Annotated in this window: 16 protein-coding genes; all 16 read right to left on the bottom strand. The window is 35.4% G+C overall.

The genetic code is table 11. The features are described from left to right. Nucleotides 1–41: 41 nt before the first annotated feature. Nucleotides 42–1,331, bottom strand: a complete 1,290-nt coding sequence (yfmH, locus tag MKY81_RS13490) for an EF-P 5-aminopentanol modification-associated protein YfmH (RefSeq protein WP_066233240.1) — start codon at nucleotides 1,329–1,331, stop codon at nucleotides 42–44. After that, nucleotides 1,328–2,608: an EF-P 5-aminopentanol modification-associated protein YfmF gene (yfmF, locus tag MKY81_RS13485; protein ID WP_341118041.1), complete on the bottom strand. Its 1,281-nt coding sequence runs from the start codon at nucleotides 2,606–2,608 to the stop codon at nucleotides 1,328–1,330. The genes yfmH and yfmF overlap by 4 nt, the downstream gene beginning before the upstream one ends. Before the next feature lie 132 nt (nucleotides 2,609–2,740). Then, a complete protein-coding gene (locus MKY81_RS13480; protein WP_066233232.1) occupies nucleotides 2,741–3,700 on the bottom strand; it encodes an ABC transporter permease in 960 nt (319 codons plus the stop codon). Continuing rightward, nucleotides 3,701–4,744 carry an ABC transporter permease gene (locus tag MKY81_RS13475; protein ID WP_066233227.1) on the bottom strand — a complete coding sequence of 348 codons (1,044 nt, stop codon included), beginning with the start codon at nucleotides 4,742–4,744 and terminating at the stop codon, nucleotides 3,701–3,703. Then, nucleotides 4,737–6,272, bottom strand: coding sequence for an ABC transporter ATP-binding protein (locus MKY81_RS13470; protein WP_341118781.1), 1,536 nt, complete (start codon nucleotides 6,270–6,272; stop codon nucleotides 4,737–4,739). The genes MKY81_RS13475 and MKY81_RS13470 overlap by 8 nt, the downstream gene beginning before the upstream one ends. A 155-nt stretch (nucleotides 6,273–6,427) precedes the next feature. Next, nucleotides 6,428–7,504 carry a BMP family lipoprotein gene (locus MKY81_RS13465; RefSeq protein WP_107919917.1) on the bottom strand — a complete coding sequence of 359 codons (1,077 nt, stop codon included), beginning with the start codon at nucleotides 7,502–7,504 and terminating at the stop codon, nucleotides 6,428–6,430. A 47-nt stretch (nucleotides 7,505–7,551) separates the two neighbouring features. Next, nucleotides 7,552–8,277, bottom strand: coding sequence for a GntR family transcriptional regulator (locus MKY81_RS13460; protein ID WP_066233220.1), 726 nt, complete (start codon nucleotides 8,275–8,277; stop codon nucleotides 7,552–7,554). A 197-nt stretch (nucleotides 8,278–8,474) separates the two neighbouring features. Then, complete coding sequence (locus tag MKY81_RS13455) at nucleotides 8,475–10,811, bottom strand: FtsK/SpoIIIE family DNA translocase (protein ID WP_341118036.1); 2,337 nt, start codon at nucleotides 10,809–10,811, stop codon at nucleotides 8,475–8,477. A 111-nt stretch (nucleotides 10,812–10,922) separates the two neighbouring features. Then, the gene (locus MKY81_RS13450) at nucleotides 10,923–11,132 is read right to left on the bottom strand and encodes a YlzJ-like family protein (RefSeq protein ID WP_066233212.1); all 210 of its coding nucleotides are present in this window, start codon (nucleotides 11,130–11,132) and stop codon (nucleotides 10,923–10,925) included. After that, a complete protein-coding gene (locus tag MKY81_RS13445) occupies nucleotides 11,129–11,878 on the bottom strand; it encodes a ClpP family protease (protein ID WP_066233209.1) in 750 nt (249 codons plus the stop codon). Before MKY81_RS13445 ends, MKY81_RS13450 begins: the two co-directional genes overlap by 4 nt. A 117-nt stretch (nucleotides 11,879–11,995) precedes the next feature. After that, nucleotides 11,996–13,666, bottom strand: coding sequence for a ribonuclease J (locus MKY81_RS13440; protein ID WP_341118034.1), 1,671 nt, complete (start codon nucleotides 13,664–13,666; stop codon nucleotides 11,996–11,998). Nucleotides 13,667–13,864: 198 nt separating this feature from the next. Further along, entirely contained in the window at nucleotides 13,865–15,451 is a 1,587-nt protein-coding gene (locus MKY81_RS13435; protein ID WP_341118033.1) for an aminotransferase class V-fold PLP-dependent enzyme, read from the bottom strand. Next, a complete protein-coding gene (locus MKY81_RS13430) occupies nucleotides 15,448–16,014 on the bottom strand; it encodes a glycerol-3-phosphate acyltransferase (protein ID WP_341118032.1) in 567 nt (188 codons plus the stop codon). The genes MKY81_RS13435 and MKY81_RS13430 overlap by 4 nt, the downstream gene beginning before the upstream one ends. 111 nt (nucleotides 16,015–16,125) lie before the next feature. Beyond that, complete coding sequence (gene dapA, locus MKY81_RS13425) at nucleotides 16,126–16,995, bottom strand: 4-hydroxy-tetrahydrodipicolinate synthase (protein ID WP_066233197.1); 870 nt, start codon at nucleotides 16,993–16,995, stop codon at nucleotides 16,126–16,128. A gap of 13 nt (nucleotides 16,996–17,008) precedes the next feature. Further along, nucleotides 17,009–18,247, bottom strand: a complete 1,239-nt coding sequence (gene dapG, locus MKY81_RS13420) for an aspartate kinase (protein ID WP_066233194.1) — start codon at nucleotides 18,245–18,247, stop codon at nucleotides 17,009–17,011. A 52-nt stretch (nucleotides 18,248–18,299) separates the two neighbouring features. Continuing rightward, a complete protein-coding gene (gene asd / locus MKY81_RS13415) occupies nucleotides 18,300–19,346 on the bottom strand; it encodes an aspartate-semialdehyde dehydrogenase (RefSeq protein ID WP_084347735.1) in 1,047 nt (348 codons plus the stop codon). Between the last annotated feature and the right edge of the window lie 130 nt (nucleotides 19,347–19,476).

Below are 19,476 nucleotides of genomic sequence, written 5' to 3'. Positions count from 1 at the left end.
AAGAAAAACTCGGAATATCCGAGTTTTTACCAAAAATCGGTTTATTTATTTGGGACAACTTGACACACCGTAAAGCGCTCTTCTTTAAAGAACTGTTCTGCAGCATTTTGCAAGTCTGCAAATGTAATTTTTTCTAATGTTGGTACAACATCAAATAGATTCATTTCATTAAACGCATATCTTGTAAATTGATTGGCGATAAAATCCGGAGAGTTTAGCTGCCTTAAAAATCCGCCTATTTTCTTTTTCTTCGTTCTTTCAAGTGCCTTCTCACTAATATGTTGACCATTTTTAGCATCTAACATTATTTTTTGCAACTTGTCAGCTAAAACATCTGGTTTTTCTGTATCTCCTCCTACCATCGAAAAACCAAATCCTTCTTCTTGTGTGTAATCAAAGGAGAATGTTTCGTCGATTAATCCTTCATTGTACAGATCAAAATAATTTGCAGAACTTTTGCCGAAAAGAATATCAAGTAAGATATTAATTGTTAATTCATTTTTTAACATTTCATCGCCACTTTGATTAACATCTAACGCTTTAACACCAACTAAACATTTAGGCGTTTGCACATTCATTTTTAATACTCGTTTTTTCTCAGCTACTTGCGGCGGTTCATTTTCAAAACGACGCTTAATTTTAGACATATCCTTATAATTCTTTTTCTTTTGATTGTCACGAATCATTGTCATGATTTGATCTGGATCAATTGGTCCGACAACAAAGATAAGCATATTGCTTGGATGGTAAAAAGTGTGATAGCACTCATACAATAGTTTATCTGTAATAGGGGTGATAGACTCAATTGTTCCTGCGATATCTATTTTAACTGGATGATTATGATACATATTTTCGATAACGCCAAAATATAAGCGCCAATCCGGATTATCATCATACATCGTAATTTCTTGGCCAATTATCCCTTTTTCTTTTTCTACTGTTTTCTCAGTAAAATAAGGGCTTTGTACCATATCGATTAGCGTTTCTAAATTTTTTTTGACATTGGATGTGCTAGAAAACAAATATGCTGTTCGATTGAAAGTAGTGAACGCATTGGCTGATGCTCCTTGCTTACTAAATTGCTGGAATACGTCGCCATCTTCTTTTTCAAATAATTTATGTTCTAAGAAATGGGCAATGCCATCAGGTACTCGTTTGAATTCATGCGAATCTAATGGGACAAAATCATTGTCGATAGAACCGTATTTTGTCGTGAATGTAGCAAATGTTTTACTAAAACCTTCTTTAGGTAAAAGATAAACATTTAGACCATTTTCCATTTTTTCATAATAAAGCGTTTCTTTTAATTGTTCAAATTCAATTTTTTTCATGATTCATTTCCCTCCATTCCTGTTAAGAAATAGATTGTATCCAATTCAATCTTTTCAGCTACTTTTGTAATATCTTCTTTCGAAGCATTGTTCACTCCTGCTATCCAGTCATCCACTGTTAGGTTTTGATGACCAATTACATTATGATAAAGTATCTCTACCAAACCTCTTGATGTATCCGTTGTTTCCAAAAGCTGATTATTAATTACTGCTTTCGTTTGCTCTATTTCTTGATCGGTAAAATCACCATTCTTCATTGCTTCCATTTGTTCACGAATGATTCTAATTGCTTGATCATAATTTTCCGCTTCAATTCCACTCATTACCATTAATAAACCTTTATGACTTTCAAGTCGACTTGCTGCATAATACGCTAAACTGGCTTTTTCACGAACATTTATAAATAATTTTGAATGTGAAAAACCACCGAAGATTCCGTTAAAAACTTGTAAGGCAAAGTAATCTTCATCACCAAATTGAATGTTTGTTCGATAGCCAATATTTAATTTCCCTTGTTTAACATCTTGTTTTTCTTTAATTTCTTTTACTTTATCAATTTGAACGCTATTCCTGTTTTCTAATTTAAGTGGTGAGCGATCCTTAAATTGTAGATTTTCACAAAATACTTCCACTTCTTTTTCATCCACATCACCAATAATGTATAAGTGCAATTCATCCTCATTGATAGCTTTTTGGTAATAGTCATATAATCTTTTTGGAGTGATTTCATCCACTTTTTCACTCACCCCATTTGCATCAAAGGCATAAGCTTCATCTTTACACATTTCTTCCACTAACCGGACGCTGGAATAACGCATTTTATCATCATATATAGATTGGATTCTCTGTTTTAATGTTCTTTTTTCTTTTTCAACGGTTTGAGGATGGAACGATTCATTTTCAACATTCGGGTTTAATATTACTTCCGACAAGAAATTGATTCCCTTTTGAAGCAAAGGTGTAGGATCTTTGAGGAACTTCTCATTAGCAATATCTATTGAAAAAGACATAATATGATATTCGCCTTTTTTTGCTAAATCAACAAAAAATCCAGCACCATATAAATCATCTAGATAGGTTCGTAGTGCGGTAGTTGTTGGATATTGCTTTGTGCTACTTTGTAATACATTTGGTAATAATGCTCGAAGTGTTACCGTTTCTTCCGTTAATGGTGCCTTCATTTTCCAAACAAGTGTATTCGTTTTATATTTATTTGTTTTCACGATATGTAATGTATAACCATTTTTCTTAATTATTTGCTCGTTAGCAACAGCCATAGCCAATCCTCCTTTTACTTTCTAATACTATTTTGTTATGAAGTTATTCTTACTATACATGTTAAAGATAATGTCCTACAAGTATTTACCTTATAAAAAAACCCAGAAACATTTCTGGGCTCTCTCAAAAATTTATCTTTGACCTTTAATATATGGAAGACCACTTGCTTTAGGGGCATCTGCACGGCCGATAAATCCTGCTAAAGCTAAAATGGTTAGTACATATGGAGCAATTAACAAATATACACTTGGAATATCTTTGAGGAACGGAATATCCCCTCCAACAATACTTAAACTTTGTGCAAAGCCAAAGAACAATGCAGCCCCCATTGCACCAAGCGGATGCCATTTACCGAAGATCATAGCGGCTAAAGCCATAAAACCTTGTCCAGTGATCGTCGAATGACTAAAATCTAAAGTAATCGTTTGGGCATATACCGCACCACCAAGACCACCAAATACACCGGATAACATGACACCGATATAACGCATTTTCGTCACATTTATCCCCATTGTATCTGCCGCAGCCGGGTGTTCTCCAACCGAACGAAGGCGTAAACCAAATGGTGTTTTAAATATGATAAACCAGACAACAAATGCAAGAATAATAGCAAGATAGGATGCATACGTTACATTACTAAAGAAAAGATCTCCAACGATTGGAATATCCTTTAAAACTGGAATATCAATTTTACGGAAATTTTCTTTAATAAAATCAGTTTGACCTTTACTGTACCATTTTTTCACTAAAAATAATGAAAGACCTAATGCAAAAAAGTTAATTGCAACACCACTAACAGTCTGATCAGCTCTAAATGTTATAGAGGCAACTGCATGGAGTAATGATAAAATTACTCCAACAATCATCGCTACAATTAACGCAATCCATGGAGTTGCTGCCCCGAAAGTATCAGCAAATGTTAAATTAAAGACGATGGCACTAAATGCACCGATAATCATAAGCCCTTCCAAACCAATATTAACAACACCTGCACGTTCGGAGAAAACGCCGCCTAATGCAGTGAAGATAAGTGGAGCAGCTACTAAGAGAGAAGAAGATACTATTATTTCAAGTGCTGTCATTAAATCCACTTATTTCACCTCCCTTTTAAAACGTGTAATGATCCATTTAATCATATAACTTGAAGCAACAAAGAAAATTATCAATGCAATGACGATTTCTACAAGCTCATTCGGAACATTCGCTTCAATTGGCATATTCAATGAACCTACCCTTAAACCACCGAATAAAATAGAAGCAATAACTACTCCCAATGCTGTATTTCCACCGAGAAGTGCCACAGCAATTCCATCGAAACCTACACCGGAAAAACTTGATTGTAAGAAAGCAAAACCAAATGTACCCAAACCTTGCATCGCTCCGGCAAGTCCGGCAAATACACCGGAAATAATCATTGAATAAATAATATTTTTATTTACATTCATACCCGCATATTGTGATGCATGCTGGTTAAATCCGACCGATTTAAGTTCATAACCTTTTGTTGTTTTCTCAAGTAAAAACCACATAATAATAGCAGCAATAATTGCAAGATAAATCCCATTATGGAGACTCGAGTAATCTGTAATGCTTTGAAAGAAATCTGATTTTAATGAAGCTGAATTTGGAATTTCCTTCGTTGTATCAGATTGATCTGATAAAACATTACGAATGATATAGTTTGAAACATGTAGTGCAATATAATTCATCATAATTGTTACAATTACTTCGTGAACACGAAATTTAGCCTTTAAAAGTCCGGGAATAAATCCCCAAATCGCCCCAGCTATAGCTGCAGCAATAATCGTAAGTGGTAAATGAATGATTTTTGGCAGATCAAAAGCTAATCCAACCCAAACTGATACGATCCACCCCATTAACATTTGCCCTTCTACACCGATATTAAATAGCCCGGTTCGAAATGCAAAAGCAACTGCAAGTCCGGCAAAAATATACGGCGTCACCTGTCTTAATGTTTCACCAATATAGAAAGAATCCCCGAAAGCACCGTTCCATAATGACAGGTAACCATTAATTGGGTTGTATCCACTTATAAGCATAATGATAGCCCCGGCAATTAAACCTAATATTACTGATACAACAGGTATCAATATATTCACTAATCGATTAGACATTTGTTTTTTCACCTTCTTCCCGGCCTTTAGAACCTGCCATTAACAATCCAAGTTCTTGCTCTGTTGTTACTTTTGGATCGACAACTGCTACAATTTTCCCTTCATAAATTACCGCTACCCGATCACTTACATTTAAGATCTCATCTAGTTCAAAGGAAATTAATAACACTGCCTTTCCATTATCGCGCTGTTCAATTAAACGTTTATGAATAAACTCAATCGCTCCTACGTCTAAACCTCTAGTCGGTTGTGCGGCAATTAATAGATCAGGATTCCGATCCACTTCACGCCCAATGATTGCTTTTTGTTGGTTTCCACCCGATAATGAACGTGCTAAAGTATATTCACTAGGCGTACGAACATCGAATTCTTGGATAATTTTCGATGCCTTGTTATATATTTGTTTAAAATTTAATATACCCCCTTTTGAATAGGGCTTTTGATAGTACGTTTGTAAAACGATATTTTCGCCGATCGGAAAATCGAGTACTAGTCCATGTTTATGACGATCTTCCGGAATATGTCCCACACCAGCTTCCGTAATCTTCCTCGGCTTTAAGTTTCGTACTTCTTTTCCATTTAATTTAATTGATCCACTTTCTGATTTTCTTAATCCCGTAATGGCTTCAATTAGTTCCGTTTGTCCATTCCCATCTACACCGGCAATACCGACGATCTCACCCGCTCGTACATTAAGATTTAAACTTTTTATCGATTCAATCCCTCTTGTATCTTTGACGACTAAATCTTTTATTTCAAGTACATTTTCTTTTGGACTTGCTTCTTTTTTTACAGTTTTAAAAACAACCTCACGTCCAACCATTAAGTTAGCGAGTTCGTTCGGATTTGTTTCCTTAACTGATACTGTTCCAATTCCTTTTCCTTTACGAATAACCGTTACTTGATCACAAACTTCCATAATTTCTTTTAACTTATGAGTAATTAAAATGATAGATTTGCCTTCTTTAATTAACGTTTTCATAATTTGTATGAGTTCAGTAATCTCTTGTGGTGTTAAAACCGCAGTTGGCTCGTCAAAAATAATAATTTCCGCACCACGATATAATGTTTTTAATATTTCAACTCTTTGTTGCATTCCTACTGAAATATCAGCTATTTTCGCTTTCGGGTTAACAGCTAGTCCATATCTTTGCGAAATCTCCTGAACCTCTTTCTCCGCTTTTTTAATATCGATCGTTCCCCCGGATTTTGGCTCTTTTCCTAGAATAATATTTTCAGTGACAGTAAACGTATCGACTAACATAAAATGCTGATGAACCATACCAATCCCTAAATCATTCGCAATATTAGGATTCGTTATTTTTACCGACTTTCCATTAACACGAATTTCTCCTTTTTCCGGTTGATATAAACCAAAGAGAACATTCATAAGAGTCGATTTTCCGGCACCGTTTTCTCCAAGCAGCGCGTGAATCTCCCCTTTTTTTACTTGCAAAGTAATATTATCATTAGCAACAATACCTGGAAATTCTTTGCGAATACCCAGCATTTCAATGACAAATTCCACCCTATCCACTCCTCGTAAAACCTTCATTTATCTAAAAAATTTTGTATCGGAATACTCAATAAGATTCTAAATGAAAAGTAAAAATGGTAGACTTTTACTCTTCAGTTAAAACTTATTTGTGGGATTGAAGCGATGCATCAATCCCACATAAGAAATTATTTCGTCGGTTTTAATGGTACTTTTACTTCACCTTTAATAATTTTTTGTTTCCACTCATCTACTGCTTTTAGCACATCTTCCGATACATTGTCTTTTGATGGAGAAATGCCTACAGCATCTTCATTTAAGCCGTATTCAATTTGTTCGCCACCTGGGAATTTACCGTCTTTAGCTTTTTTAGACAAATCTTGAACAGCCAAATCTACACGCTTGATCATGGAAGTGAGTGTTACATTGTAATCTTTACCATTTACAGAAACTTTACCTTCATCAACCTGGTCACGGTCAACACCGATTACCCATACATTTTTATTAGGATCTTTTTGTTTAATGTTTTTAGCTTCTGTGAACACACCGTTACCTGTTCCACCAGCTGCATGATAAATAATATCAACACCGGAATTGTACATTGCTGATGCCATTGATTGCCCTTTGTCTGCTTTGTCAAATGCACCCGCAAAATCGATTTTGATATCAGCTTTAGGATTAACCGCCTTCACGCCAGCTTGAAAACCGGCAGCAAATTTATTAATTAAGTCACTATCGGTTCCACCAATGAAACCAACTTTGTTTGTTTTAGTAGTTAATCCAGCTACTACACCAACAAGAAATGATCCTTCATGCTCTTTAAATGTAATACTTACAACATTCTTTTTATCTTTAATAACGTCATCAACAATAGCGAAGTGACTATTTTTACGTTGACCGGCAATTTCTTCAATTGCAGGTTTTAACTTATAACCAATACCATAAGTTAAGTCGAAGCCGTTACGAACTGCTGTATTAAGATTTGTTTTGTAATCTGCATCAGATTTTGATTGGAAGTAATCGAAACCTTTCGTACCTTTTTTTAACCCGTTGTCTTCCCCAAATTTTTTTAGACCTTCCCATGCTGATTGGTTAAATGATTTATCATCAACACCACCAACATCGGTTACTAATGCAACAGTGAAGTTGTCATTTTTGTCATTTTTCCCTGACGTACCTTCTTTGTCACTTGTACCGCAAGCTCCTAATAATGTTCCTGCAGCTAATACTAGTGAGAGAGCGAATCCAATTTTACGCTTTTTCACTTTTTGAACCCCCTATAATTTTGATTTAGTAGAATAATAGAATAAAGCTAGATCCGTTTTCTAACTACATGAAAACTAAAACTATCCGCTTTAAAATAATTCACAGAGTATAGAACTGGTTCATCATTTTCATTGTAATGAAGTTGTTTTAGAACTAATAAAGCAGTTTCAGGATCACACTCCAAAATTTGAGATACCTTATCGTGATACCCGATTGGTTCTATTTGGGTTACGGCATGTGTGATCTTCTTACCATTTTTTTGTTCTAAAATATCAAAGATGGATCCGTCATTGTATGAAAACTCCCAAGGAAAAAGATTATTAGGGATTTTGTCAATACAATAGACGACTGGATTCCCATTGGCAGTTCGTACTCTTTCGATAACCGCAATCTCCTCTTCCTCATTGCATGAAAAACGATGAATATCTTCCTCTGATGGTACTTGGGTCTTTGAACTTAAGAAAATGGTTCCCGGTTCCATTCCACCTTGTTTAATCATGTCGGTCACACTATACAATTGTTCGATTCCTGAAGTGAAAATAGGCTTAGGATTAACAAATGTACCGACACCATGTCGGCGAGTAATCACATTCTCCTCTTCTAATATCCGGAGAGCCTCGCGCAATGTTGCACGACTGACACCAAGTTGTTTTGCTAAATCAAATTCAGATGGCAGTTTCTCTTTTTCCTTATAAATTCCTGCTTCGATGTCTTTTTTTAGACGATCAATTACCTGCAGATATAAATGTCGGCTATCTGTTTTAATTAACATAATGAACCCACCAAACTTTCTTAAGACATCAGACCTCTGATCAATTATTCCTACTAATCGAAAATACTATAACATTTTTTTCGATTAGTATAAATACAAATTTTTCGTTTTGTCGAAAAAAAGCGACTTAAAGGAAAAATTGTTTATACTCAGACAATAAAACAAGCGGAAAATCATTTATTTCCGCTTGCAAATAACTATGAACTTTGTTCTTCGGATGGTTTAGGGACTAGGACCGTACGTGGCTTGCTACCTTCATACGGTCCCACTACTCCTCTAACTTCCATCTCGTCAATTAATCTAGCTGCTCTTGTATACCCAATTCTAAATCGTCTTTGTAACATGGATACCGAAGCAGTTTGCATCTCAGCTATTAATTGAACGGCATCATCATATAATTCGTCATCGACAGTTTCAACCACTTCCGGTGTATCATCAGGAATCATTTCTTCTTGATATTGGGCTTTTTGTTGAGATATGACAAAATCAACGACTTCTTCAACTTCATCATCTGATAAAAAAGCTCCTTGGACACGCACCGGTTTTGAGGCACCAACAGGTAGGAAGAGCATGTCCCCTCTCCCCAATAATTTCTCCGCCCCGCCCATATCAAGAATCGTACGAGAGTCAGTCGCCGAAGAAACGGCAAAGGCAATTCTTGATGGAATATTTGCTTTAATAACACCTGTAATAACATCAACTGAAGGCCTTTGTGTAGCAATAATTAAATGGATTCCTGCAGCACGTGCCATTTGCGCTAATCGTGTAATTGAATCTTCCACATCATTTGAGGCTACCATCATTAAATCTGCAAGCTCGTCCACAATTACGACTATATACGGTAATAACGGTTGTTTTTCACCAGTTTCAACATTATGGCGCTTCACATGATCATTATAGCCTTCAATATTTCGTGTCCCTGTATGGGAAAATAATTCATATCTTCTTTCCATTTCACTAACTACTTTTTTTAAGGCTTGTGATGCTTTTTTTGCATCGGTTACAACGGGAGCTAACAAATGTGGAACACCGTTGTAAACATTTAATTCAACCATCTTAGGATCGATCATCATTAACTTAACTTCATGTGGTTTTGCCCTCATTAAAATGCTTGTGATGATTCCATTAATACATACACTTTTACCACTTCCTGTAGCACCAGCGACAAGGAGATGCGGCATTTTATTTAATTCGGCAAGGACCGCCTCCCCGGTAATATCTCTCCCTAAGCCAATTTGCAACTTTGATTCCGGATTATCTAACTCTTTCGCTTCTAATACTTCACGTAAAGATACGACAGCTACTTCTGAATTTGGAACTTCTATCCCTATTGCTGATTTACCAGGAATCGGTGCTTCCATCCGGATATCTTTTGCAGCTAAAGCTAAGGCGATATCATCGCTTAAACTAACTATTTTGCTTACTTTTACCCCGACATCCGGGTGTACTTCGTATTTAGTAACTGCAGGCCCTAAATGCACTTGTGTCACCCGGGCTTTTACCCCAAAGCTTTGAAAAGTTCGTTCAAGCTTTGCAGCATTCGCATGAATTAAATGATATTCTTTGCTTTGATCCGTTGCTTTCGGTCTTTTTAATAAAGTTATTGCCGGTAATTGATAATCCTCGTTTTCTACTTCTGTAAAAGTTATGCTAGGAGTAATATCTTCTTCAACTATCTCTTCATTCGTTTTCTTTTGAATAGCTTCGTTTTTAGATAAATCTTGTTTTATTTTTTCCTCTTCAACTAATGGAAATGCTCTTTCAGTAAAACTTGAGATGATTGGCTTGATTTCATTATCATGATCAGGAGTCATAGATTGTTTTTCCTCGTGATTATGTATATCTACGAAAGGCTTTTGTTCTTTTTGCTCTTTTCTTTCTTTTCTTTCTTTTCTTTCCGCCTTCCATTCATGTAACTCCTTTTTAGATGCTTCCCATTGCTGACCGGCAAATTCTTTTGTGCGATGACCAATTTTTTCGAATAATACCCCAACCGATTTACCGGTAATTAAAACAAATCCAATAACAAGTAAAACAATGGAGAGTATTTTCGTTCCTAATGAGTCAAATAAAAAATGGGAAACAGCGAAAAAAACTGCACCAATCATTCCACCTCCGAGATCAGGTGTTGACGTCTCGCCCTTAATCTCTTGCCAAAACAAATCCCAAGTATTTTTAATAACACTTGGATTTTTAATATGTCCTGACCTTGTTAATTGTTCAAATAATTTCACATGGCTTAAGAGGAGTAAACTTATCATCGCCACATATACACCCCATAGCCTGCGACTATAAAAGAATGGCCAATCTCTTCTAACCATTAAATAAACTGCAAGAAAAATCATACAAACTAAAGCGACCATGTACCATTCACCAAGAAAAAAGCGAAAAAAATATACAAGGGATTTACCAACAGCTCCAAGCTTTATGATTGAAATTAAACTAAGCGCTATTAAAATGATACCAATCAATTCAAAACGGATATTCGTTTTTATTTGCTGTGATTTTTTACTCCGCCTTTTCCTTTTCGCCATCTATTTCACCCTCACAAAACCTTAAATTATATAAGAAAGCAGCCAGTCGTGGCTGCTTTCATTTTTCCTTATTATAGCATAAGCTACTTTGGTAGGGGAAATTCTAGCAAATTATATGAACGAAATTAGTTGTCCCGGTGCCAATTCATCTTTCATAAAATCATTTGGATTACTGCTCAAAACTTGCACGATTCGATAATGATTTTCTGTTTGTTCAACGACTATCGGCACACCTTGATAGGAAATCGTTTTATAGTTTTCAAATGCAGTTTGATCACATGGAAAAATCAATTCATGTGGTGTTGTCGTATAAAGAATCATTGAATCATACCTTCAGTACTGTTTTGAGATTTATTCAAATCAATTAATTCATTTAGCTTTTTCATTGCTTCCCCAACGCCACCGACCTCATTGATTAATCCCGTTTTTACCGCATCGATTCCTACTACATTCGTTCCAATATCTCTCGTTAAATTTCCTTTTGCAAACATCAATTCTTTAAAAACATCTTCATTAATATTTGAATGTTTGGTAACAAAATTTATTACTCTTTCTTGCATTTTGTCAAGGTATTCAAATGTTTGAGGAACTCCAATGACAAGGCCTGTTAGTCTAATTGGATGGATCGTCATTGTCGCAGTTCCGGCAATAAATGAGTAATCACAAGAGACGGCTATCGGTACGCCGATTGAATGGCCTCCTCCTAATACAATAGATACAGTTGGCTTTGATAAGGAGGCGAGCATTTCCGATATAGCCAAACCAGCTTCAACATCACCACCAACCGTATTTAAAATAACTAGAAGACCTTCAATTTTTGGATTTTGTTCGATTGCTACAATTTGAGGAATCACATGTTCATATTTAGTTGTTTTATTTTGTGGCGGTAACTGCATATGACCCTCAATTTGACCAACAATTGTTAAGCAATGAATATTGGTGTCTTGTGAAAGTTGCGGAACATTCGTTTGTCCAAGTTGTTGGATTTTATCTACTAATGCCGATTTATCCTTATTTTCATCCTGTTTTTCTGGGGATGGTTGTTCCATCCTAATATCTTTTTCCATCTCAAAACTCCTTTATCATTGACAAATATTTCATTAAACTATAGTATTTGCTGACATTCATTTTTCATTCATAAAAAAACCAGGTGACAATAATCACCTAGTAATTTTAATTCTTTATTAAACTTCCATAATAATCGGCAGAATCATTGGTCTGCGCTTTGTTTTGTCATATAGGTAGTAATTTAATTGATCGCGAATTTCTTGTTTAATGCTGGACCAATCAAAGGCATCTTTAGACATATTTTTTTCAACGATATCACGAACTAGTTTTGTTGATTCACCCATTAATTGTTCGGATTCTCTTACATATACAAACCCGCGTGAAATAATTTCCGGACCTGAAGCAATCATTTTTTTCGTCTTATTTAATGTAACAACAACAATGAGGATTCCGTCTTGAGATAATAGTCTACGGTCACGTAATACGATATTTCCGACATCACCAACACCAATTCCATCGATTAATACATTTCCTGAAGGAACCCTTCCTCCAACACTCATTTTCCCATTTTTATATTCAAGAACTTCTCCTTTTTCCGGAATGAATATGCGGTCTCTCGTAATTCCAACTTGTGCAGCAAGCTTACCATGGGCAATTAACATCCGGTATTCACCTTGAACCGGAATAAAATATTTTGGTTTGATTAAATTTAACATTAATTTCAAATCTTCTTGCAGTCCATGTCCAGTTACGTGCACTTTATTTGAACCGGATAGAACAGTTGCACCTGCACGATACAACATATCGATTGTTTTGGACATAAATAACTCTAAACCCGGAGAAGGACTTGCTGTAATAATAACCGTATCCCCTTGTTTAATATTAATATGTTTGTGATTACGCTTGGCCATTTTTTGTAAAACTGCAAATGGCTCTCCTTGATTACCTGTAGCTAAAACAACAATTTTATCGTCATCATATTTTTCTATATCTTGGACAGGGATAATTAGGTCTTCCGCTTTCACATGCAAATAGCCAAGTTTAAATGCAATATCGTTTATTCTTTCTAAGCTTTTTCCAACAAGTGCCACTTTTCTTCCATTCTCAAATGCTGCATCAAAAACTTGTTGAATACGAAGTAGATTTGACGCAAAACAAGCTAATACAATTCTACCTTTTGCCGAGTGAAAAGCATTTGACATTTCGGTAGCAACTAATGTTTCTGATATATTAAACCCCGGGTGTTCAGCCTCGGTACTATCGGATAAAAGACAGAGAACACCTTGTTCACCAATTTGCGCCATTTTGCCTATCTCCGCACGATATGCACCTTGCACACCTTGATCAAATTTAAAATCACCGGTATGAACAATATTCCCCTCAGACGTATGAATACAGATCCCGACTGAATCTGCAATACTGTGCGTTGTCTTAAAAAAACTAATATCAGCTGTTTCAAATTGTAATAAAGAATCGGAATGAATGATAACAAATTCAACCTGTCTTTTTACTTTTATTTCTTTTAATTTCTCTTTTGCTAATGCAATGGTTAATTTTGTTCCATAGACAGGTACATTAATTTTCATTAAAATATATGGTAAAGCACCTATTGCATCTTCATGTCCATGTGTAAGGAAAATACCTTTGATACGCTCCTTATTATTTTCCAAATATGTAATATCAGGAATAACGATATCGATACCTAGCATTTCATTCTCAGGAAACATTAATCCCGCATCTATAACAAAAATATCGTCATCGATGTCTATTACATACATATTTTTCCCAATTTCACCTACTCCTCCAAGTGGTATTATTTTTATCGTTTCATTTTTTCTCTTTTTCAAAACTTTGTTCCTCCTAGGATGAATTTCCGAACTAAATCAGTTATAGCCATTATAATCGAAATCGAATTTACACATCAATCTATAATTTAATTTTTAAATATTAACGATTATTTGTTTTTATGAAATTTTTAATATCCCCTCAAAACTTTTTACTAAAAACTACACCTCCCAGCAAAGCTGAAAGGTGTGACAAATTCCTTAAATTAATTGTAATTGATCATTTAAAAGAAGTTCCATCGTATTGCTTAACATGTTAATTTTTTTAAGATCACTGTCAAAATTCATTAATGCAATTTGCAGCCAATTTTTTTCAACTAAATATCGATTCCGGTAATGTACTAAAAATCCATTTAAATATAAATCCTCGCCAAATGCAAGTGACGAAAGCTCTTTTGGCAATTCGATCGTAATCACACAAGGTGATGAAATTTGCTCATCAATGACAAACGTAAATCCTTTTTCCTTAAATAATTCACATGCTTGAAAATAAACGGAACGTCTCTCATTATAAAAGTCCGTTTTTGAAAACTTTTTAAGTGCAGTATTAAGCGCTAAAAATAAATTTGAATTTTGGGAAAATGGAATTCCATTGCTTTTTTGATAATACTTTATATCTATATACCGTGGGATGTGATAATTTGTATCTTCAAGATTATTAAAAAACACAAAGGATAATCCTGTATAACTTCCAATTGCTTTCCCCGAAACACCAGTTGCCAAATAAATAGAATCAAAATTTAAAGGCACTGCTCCGATTGAACTAATGGCATCAACACATAGTTTAACTGAATAATTCCTACATAACCTTTCTAATGAAAAATAATCATTCACCATACCTGTTGATGTTTCGCAGTGAACAAACCATAACCAATCATAATTCTTTTTCGCTAACTTCTCTTCAATTTTATGAAAATCAAATTCCTCTCCCCATCGATAGAATAAATGATCAAATTGTAGTTGGAATCGGTTGGCATGATCGACTAATCGCTCTCCAAATTCACCATTCGATATAATTAACCCATTTGTCCCTAATCCAGATAAATGAGCAGCCACAGCATCATTACTTAATGTCCCTGAACCGGTTAGTACTACGACATTTTGAGCATTAGTCAACGCAGTTAACTTCTTATTAACCGAGTGAACGATGGTGGAATGGTCTTCGGAACGATGCCAAACTGGTTGATCATCAAAGGCGGCTTTCACTTCAGCATCAATGGTTACCGGTCCGGGTAAATAAGAAGAAATTTGTGTGAACGCGTGTAAATTTTTGTTTTTCATATACGTTTTTTTAGTTAAATACATTGGCTGAAACAACGCATCTTCTGATCCAACTAAATAGGCAAAGGATTCAAAACCTAAGTGACGGTATAATTTACTTTGTCGAGTTGTTCCGGAAATAAATGCAATATCATAGCCGCGTTGTAAACAATAACGAATCAATCCCCCTGTTAAAGCTGCAAATACCCTTCCATTTCGATAGTTCTTCTTTACGGCTAATAAACGAACTTCACAAGGTTTAGAAAAGCTAATATTTAAGTGATTTTCAATTGAACCCAGTTTTTCATCAAGTGAGAAAGGACGAGTATCCCGTAAGGCCAACATTCCAATTACATCAGAATTTTCCTTGCAGATGATGTATTCATTTTCTTCATGAAATCGGTCCACAAGCTTTCTTTTATCGTTTATATGATGTTGCGGAATTTCTTCAACAAAAGTCTCATAGTTTAAATTCAATATTTGATCAATTTCTTCTTTTTCCCTTGCCATCTTAACAATAAAACTCATTGTTCATCCCCCACAATTACTTTTTTATCTGTATGTCTTAATATAATGATGATTGCAATTATGGTAATAGCAATACTTACCCATAAATTACTTTCATACAAATATAAGAAAATTGGTGTCGTCATGATTGCTATAAGACCAGATTTCGTAAATGAGCGATAAATAAGAAACAATATGATAAACACACCAATAAAACTAAAAGTCGAGAAAGGCGATATATATAATAATCCCCCGATAAAGGAAGCTACTCCTTTCCCTCCCTTAAATTTATAGATTACTGGATACATATGCCCTAATAATACAAGAATTAATGCGATGGATTGTCCAATAATTCCTATACCGGCTTTATCGGCTAACAAACATACTAAAAATGCCTTAAGCATATCTCCAATCAGGACAAGTAGAAATCCCCATTTTCCAAATGAACGTCCAGCATTCCTTGCACCTGGATTTCCACTTCCTAAATGAAATACATTTTTGCGATATAACAGTACTCCTACAATATGAGCAAATAAAAATTGCCCGATGAAATAAGCAAATATGTAAATAAAAACCTTCTGCACTACTATCTTCCTCTACAAAAGTATATGTATATATATTACCATTATTTTCAGAAATTTGGACAAAAGCATTGAAAAAAAGGACTGATTTTTTTATCAGTCCTTTTTCATTTATCAATTTTTTAGTAAATTAGTTAATTCAAGTCGTTCATTTTCCGTTAATGGTACTAGCGGAAGGCGTACTGAACCAACATCCAACCCTTTAAGTTGAAGTGCCGTTTTCACTGGTACAGGACTTGGTGCTTGAAACAATCCTTTCATAATCGGTAACAGCTTTTGGTGCATTTTTGCTGCTTTTTCAATGGACCCATCTAAAAAGGACTGAATCATTTCTTGCATTTCATTTCCAATCACGTGGGAAGCAACAGATACAATTCCTTGCCCGCCAATTGATAATACTGGTAATGTTATTCCGTCATCTCCGCTATATAATTCGAAGTTTTCATCCGTATTAGCAATGATTTCAGTCATAGCATCTAAACTTCCACTCGCCTCTTTAACAGCAATAATATTCGGTATCCGCGAAAGTTTAATAATCGTGCTAGGTTCAATATTAATAACAGACCGCCCGGGAATATTATAAACCATAACTGGTAGGGATGTAGATTCCGCTATCGTTTTAAAATGTTGATAGATCCCTTCCTGATTCGGTTTATTGTAATATGGTGCTACAATCATAATAGCATCCACACCGATTTCCTCAGCTTTTTTTGTTAATTCAATTGAAGCATACGTATTATTACTTCCTGTTCCGGCGATGACCGGAATTCTCCCATTAACTGTTTTAACAACAAAACGAAAGAGAGCTAATTTTTCTTCCGTTGTTAAGGTTGGGGATTCTCCAGTTGTTCCAGCTACAACTAATGAATCTGTACCGTTATCAATTAAGTATTCAATTAATTGACTAGTTTTTTGGAAATCAATATTTCCTTTCTTATCGAAAGGTGTAACCATAGCGGTGGCAACCCGACCAAAATGAGCCATCCAACTCACTCCTTTATTTCATTACTCCAGTTAGTTCCTCCTGAAGATTAAATACATCATGAAGGGCATTAACTGCTTCGACTAAATCTTGCTCCTTAACCAACACCCATATGGTTGTATGACTATCTGCCGATTGTAATATGCGAATGCCCTTTTCAGAAAGTGCAGATACGATTTTATAAGTAACTCCCGGCACACCATTCATGCCTGCACCGACAACGGACACTTTTGCACATCCTCTTTCAACAATCGGATTATAGCCAAGATCTTTCAAAACAATAACCGCTCGATCAATTAGCTCTTCTGCAACTGTGTACACAACCCCAGTTGGTGAAATATTAATAAAATCTACGCTAATTTTTTCACTTGCCATTGCTTTAAATACGACAGATTGTAAATTGTATTGCCCATCCTTTTCTAAGACTTTGATTTGAGCAACCTTTGGTACGTAGGCTATTCCTGTAATAAGACGTTCCCTTATGATATCTGTTCCTTTATTTTGTCGATTGACGGAGGTAACTAGAGTGCCTAAATCATCCGAGTACGTCGAGCGAATTCTAATAGGTACTTTTGCTTGCATTGCAATCTCTACTGCACGCGGATGAATAACTTTTGCACCTTGATAGGCCATATTGCACACTTCTGTGTAGGTTACAATCGGCAATCGTCTTGCTTTTTCTGCTATTCTTGGATCCGCTGTCATGATTCCATCAACGTCTGTAAATATATCAATCCACTCCGCGTTTAAGGCAACACCAAGGGCCGCTGCAGAGGTATCACTACCGCCACGTCCAATTGTAGTTACATCTCCACCCGCAGTGGCACCTTGAAACCCAGCAACTACGATGACATCATGCATTTTAAGTTCTTTAAGCAAACGATCACACTTCATATTGATAATTTTTGCATTTGTATGTTCGGAATTTGTTCGAAACCCAGCTTGGGCACCTGTTAATGCCGTCGCTTTAATCCCTTTCTCCTGTAGCATATTTGAAAAAACTAAACTTGATATAACTTCACCACAGGATAGAAGTAAATCTTGTTCACGTTTATTTAAACATGTTTTTGAACCGTTTACTAATGACAAAAATGTATCTGTTGCATATGGATCGCCTTTTCTCCCCATAGCGGATACTACTACAACAACTTTATAGCCGTCATCTAATGCTTTTTCTATATGCTTTAATGCATGTAAGCGACTATTTTCATCGCGTACTGATGTACCACCAAATTTTTGCACAATCAGTTTCATCATAACACCTCTAAATTTTACTTTAACTCTGACTAATTATTAAATAGCCACTTTATTTTACCAATCCAAGTTTCACTAAGCTTTCAGCAATTTGAACGGAGTTCCAAGCCGCACCCTTCAATAAATTATCTGAAACTACCCACATATGAAAACCATTTTCCTCATCTAAATCTTTACGAATTCTTCCTACAAATACATCCTTCTTCCCTACAGCATATGCAGGCATAGGGTACAATTGTTCATTTGGATTATCTTGAAGAATAATACCATCGGCATCACCTAATAATGTGCGGATATTTTCTACGTCAATTCCCTCACGGTTTATTTCAAAATACACAGATTCTGAATGACCAGTTTCTACAGGTAACCGCACACATGTAGCCGCTACCTTTAATTGTGGCATATGCATGATTTTCTTCGTTTCGTTTATCATTTTCATTTCTTCAAATGTATAACCATTTTCTTCAAACTTATCGATTTGTGGAACCGCATTAAAGGCAATTTGATAGTGGTTTTTATCACCTTTGACCGGTAAAATTTTCGGTTCAATGGTTTCACCTTCAATAATCGCACGAGTTTGATTTTTCAATTCATCTATTGCTGCGGCTCCCGCTCCGGATACAGCTTGATAAGTGGATACAATAACTTTCTCTAATCCATATGCTTTGCGAATAGGTTCAAGTGCAACCACCATTTGAATTGTAGAGCAATTAGGATTAGCTATAATACCATTGTGTAGTTTTAAATCTTCTTCATTTACCTCCGGAACTACTAACGGAACCTCAGGGTCCATTCGGTATGCGCTCGTATTATCTATAACAATAGCACCACGTTTTACAGCCTCTGGTGCAAATAATTTCGAAATATTTCCGCCGGCACTAAAAAGGGCGATATCAACATCTTGAAAACTATTAGGTTTTGCTTCTTGAACAACGATATCTTCATCTTTATATTTTAAAACTGTACCTGCTGATCTTGAGGAAGATAAAAGAGTAAGCTTTCTTATTGGAAAGTTTCTCTTTTCTAATGTAAGAAGCATTTGTTGTCCAACTGCACCTGTTGCGCCTACAACAGCTACATGAAAACCGGTTGTTGCCATAAACATTCCCCTTCCAAATTCACTTATAACTTATTCTATCATCTAAGCAATGATAAAGTTTATTTTATCATATATATGGTCGGCGCTATACTTTTTTCTATTATTTTAGTAAAGGATTTTTTCTGACGTC

This window comes from Heyndrickxia sp. FSL W8-0423 (genome assembly GCF_038009395.1).
GTDB classification, from domain to species: Bacteria; Bacillota; Bacilli; order Bacillales; family Bacillaceae_C; genus Heyndrickxia; species Heyndrickxia sporothermodurans.
This window is presented reverse-complemented; position numbering and strand designations above follow the sequence as displayed.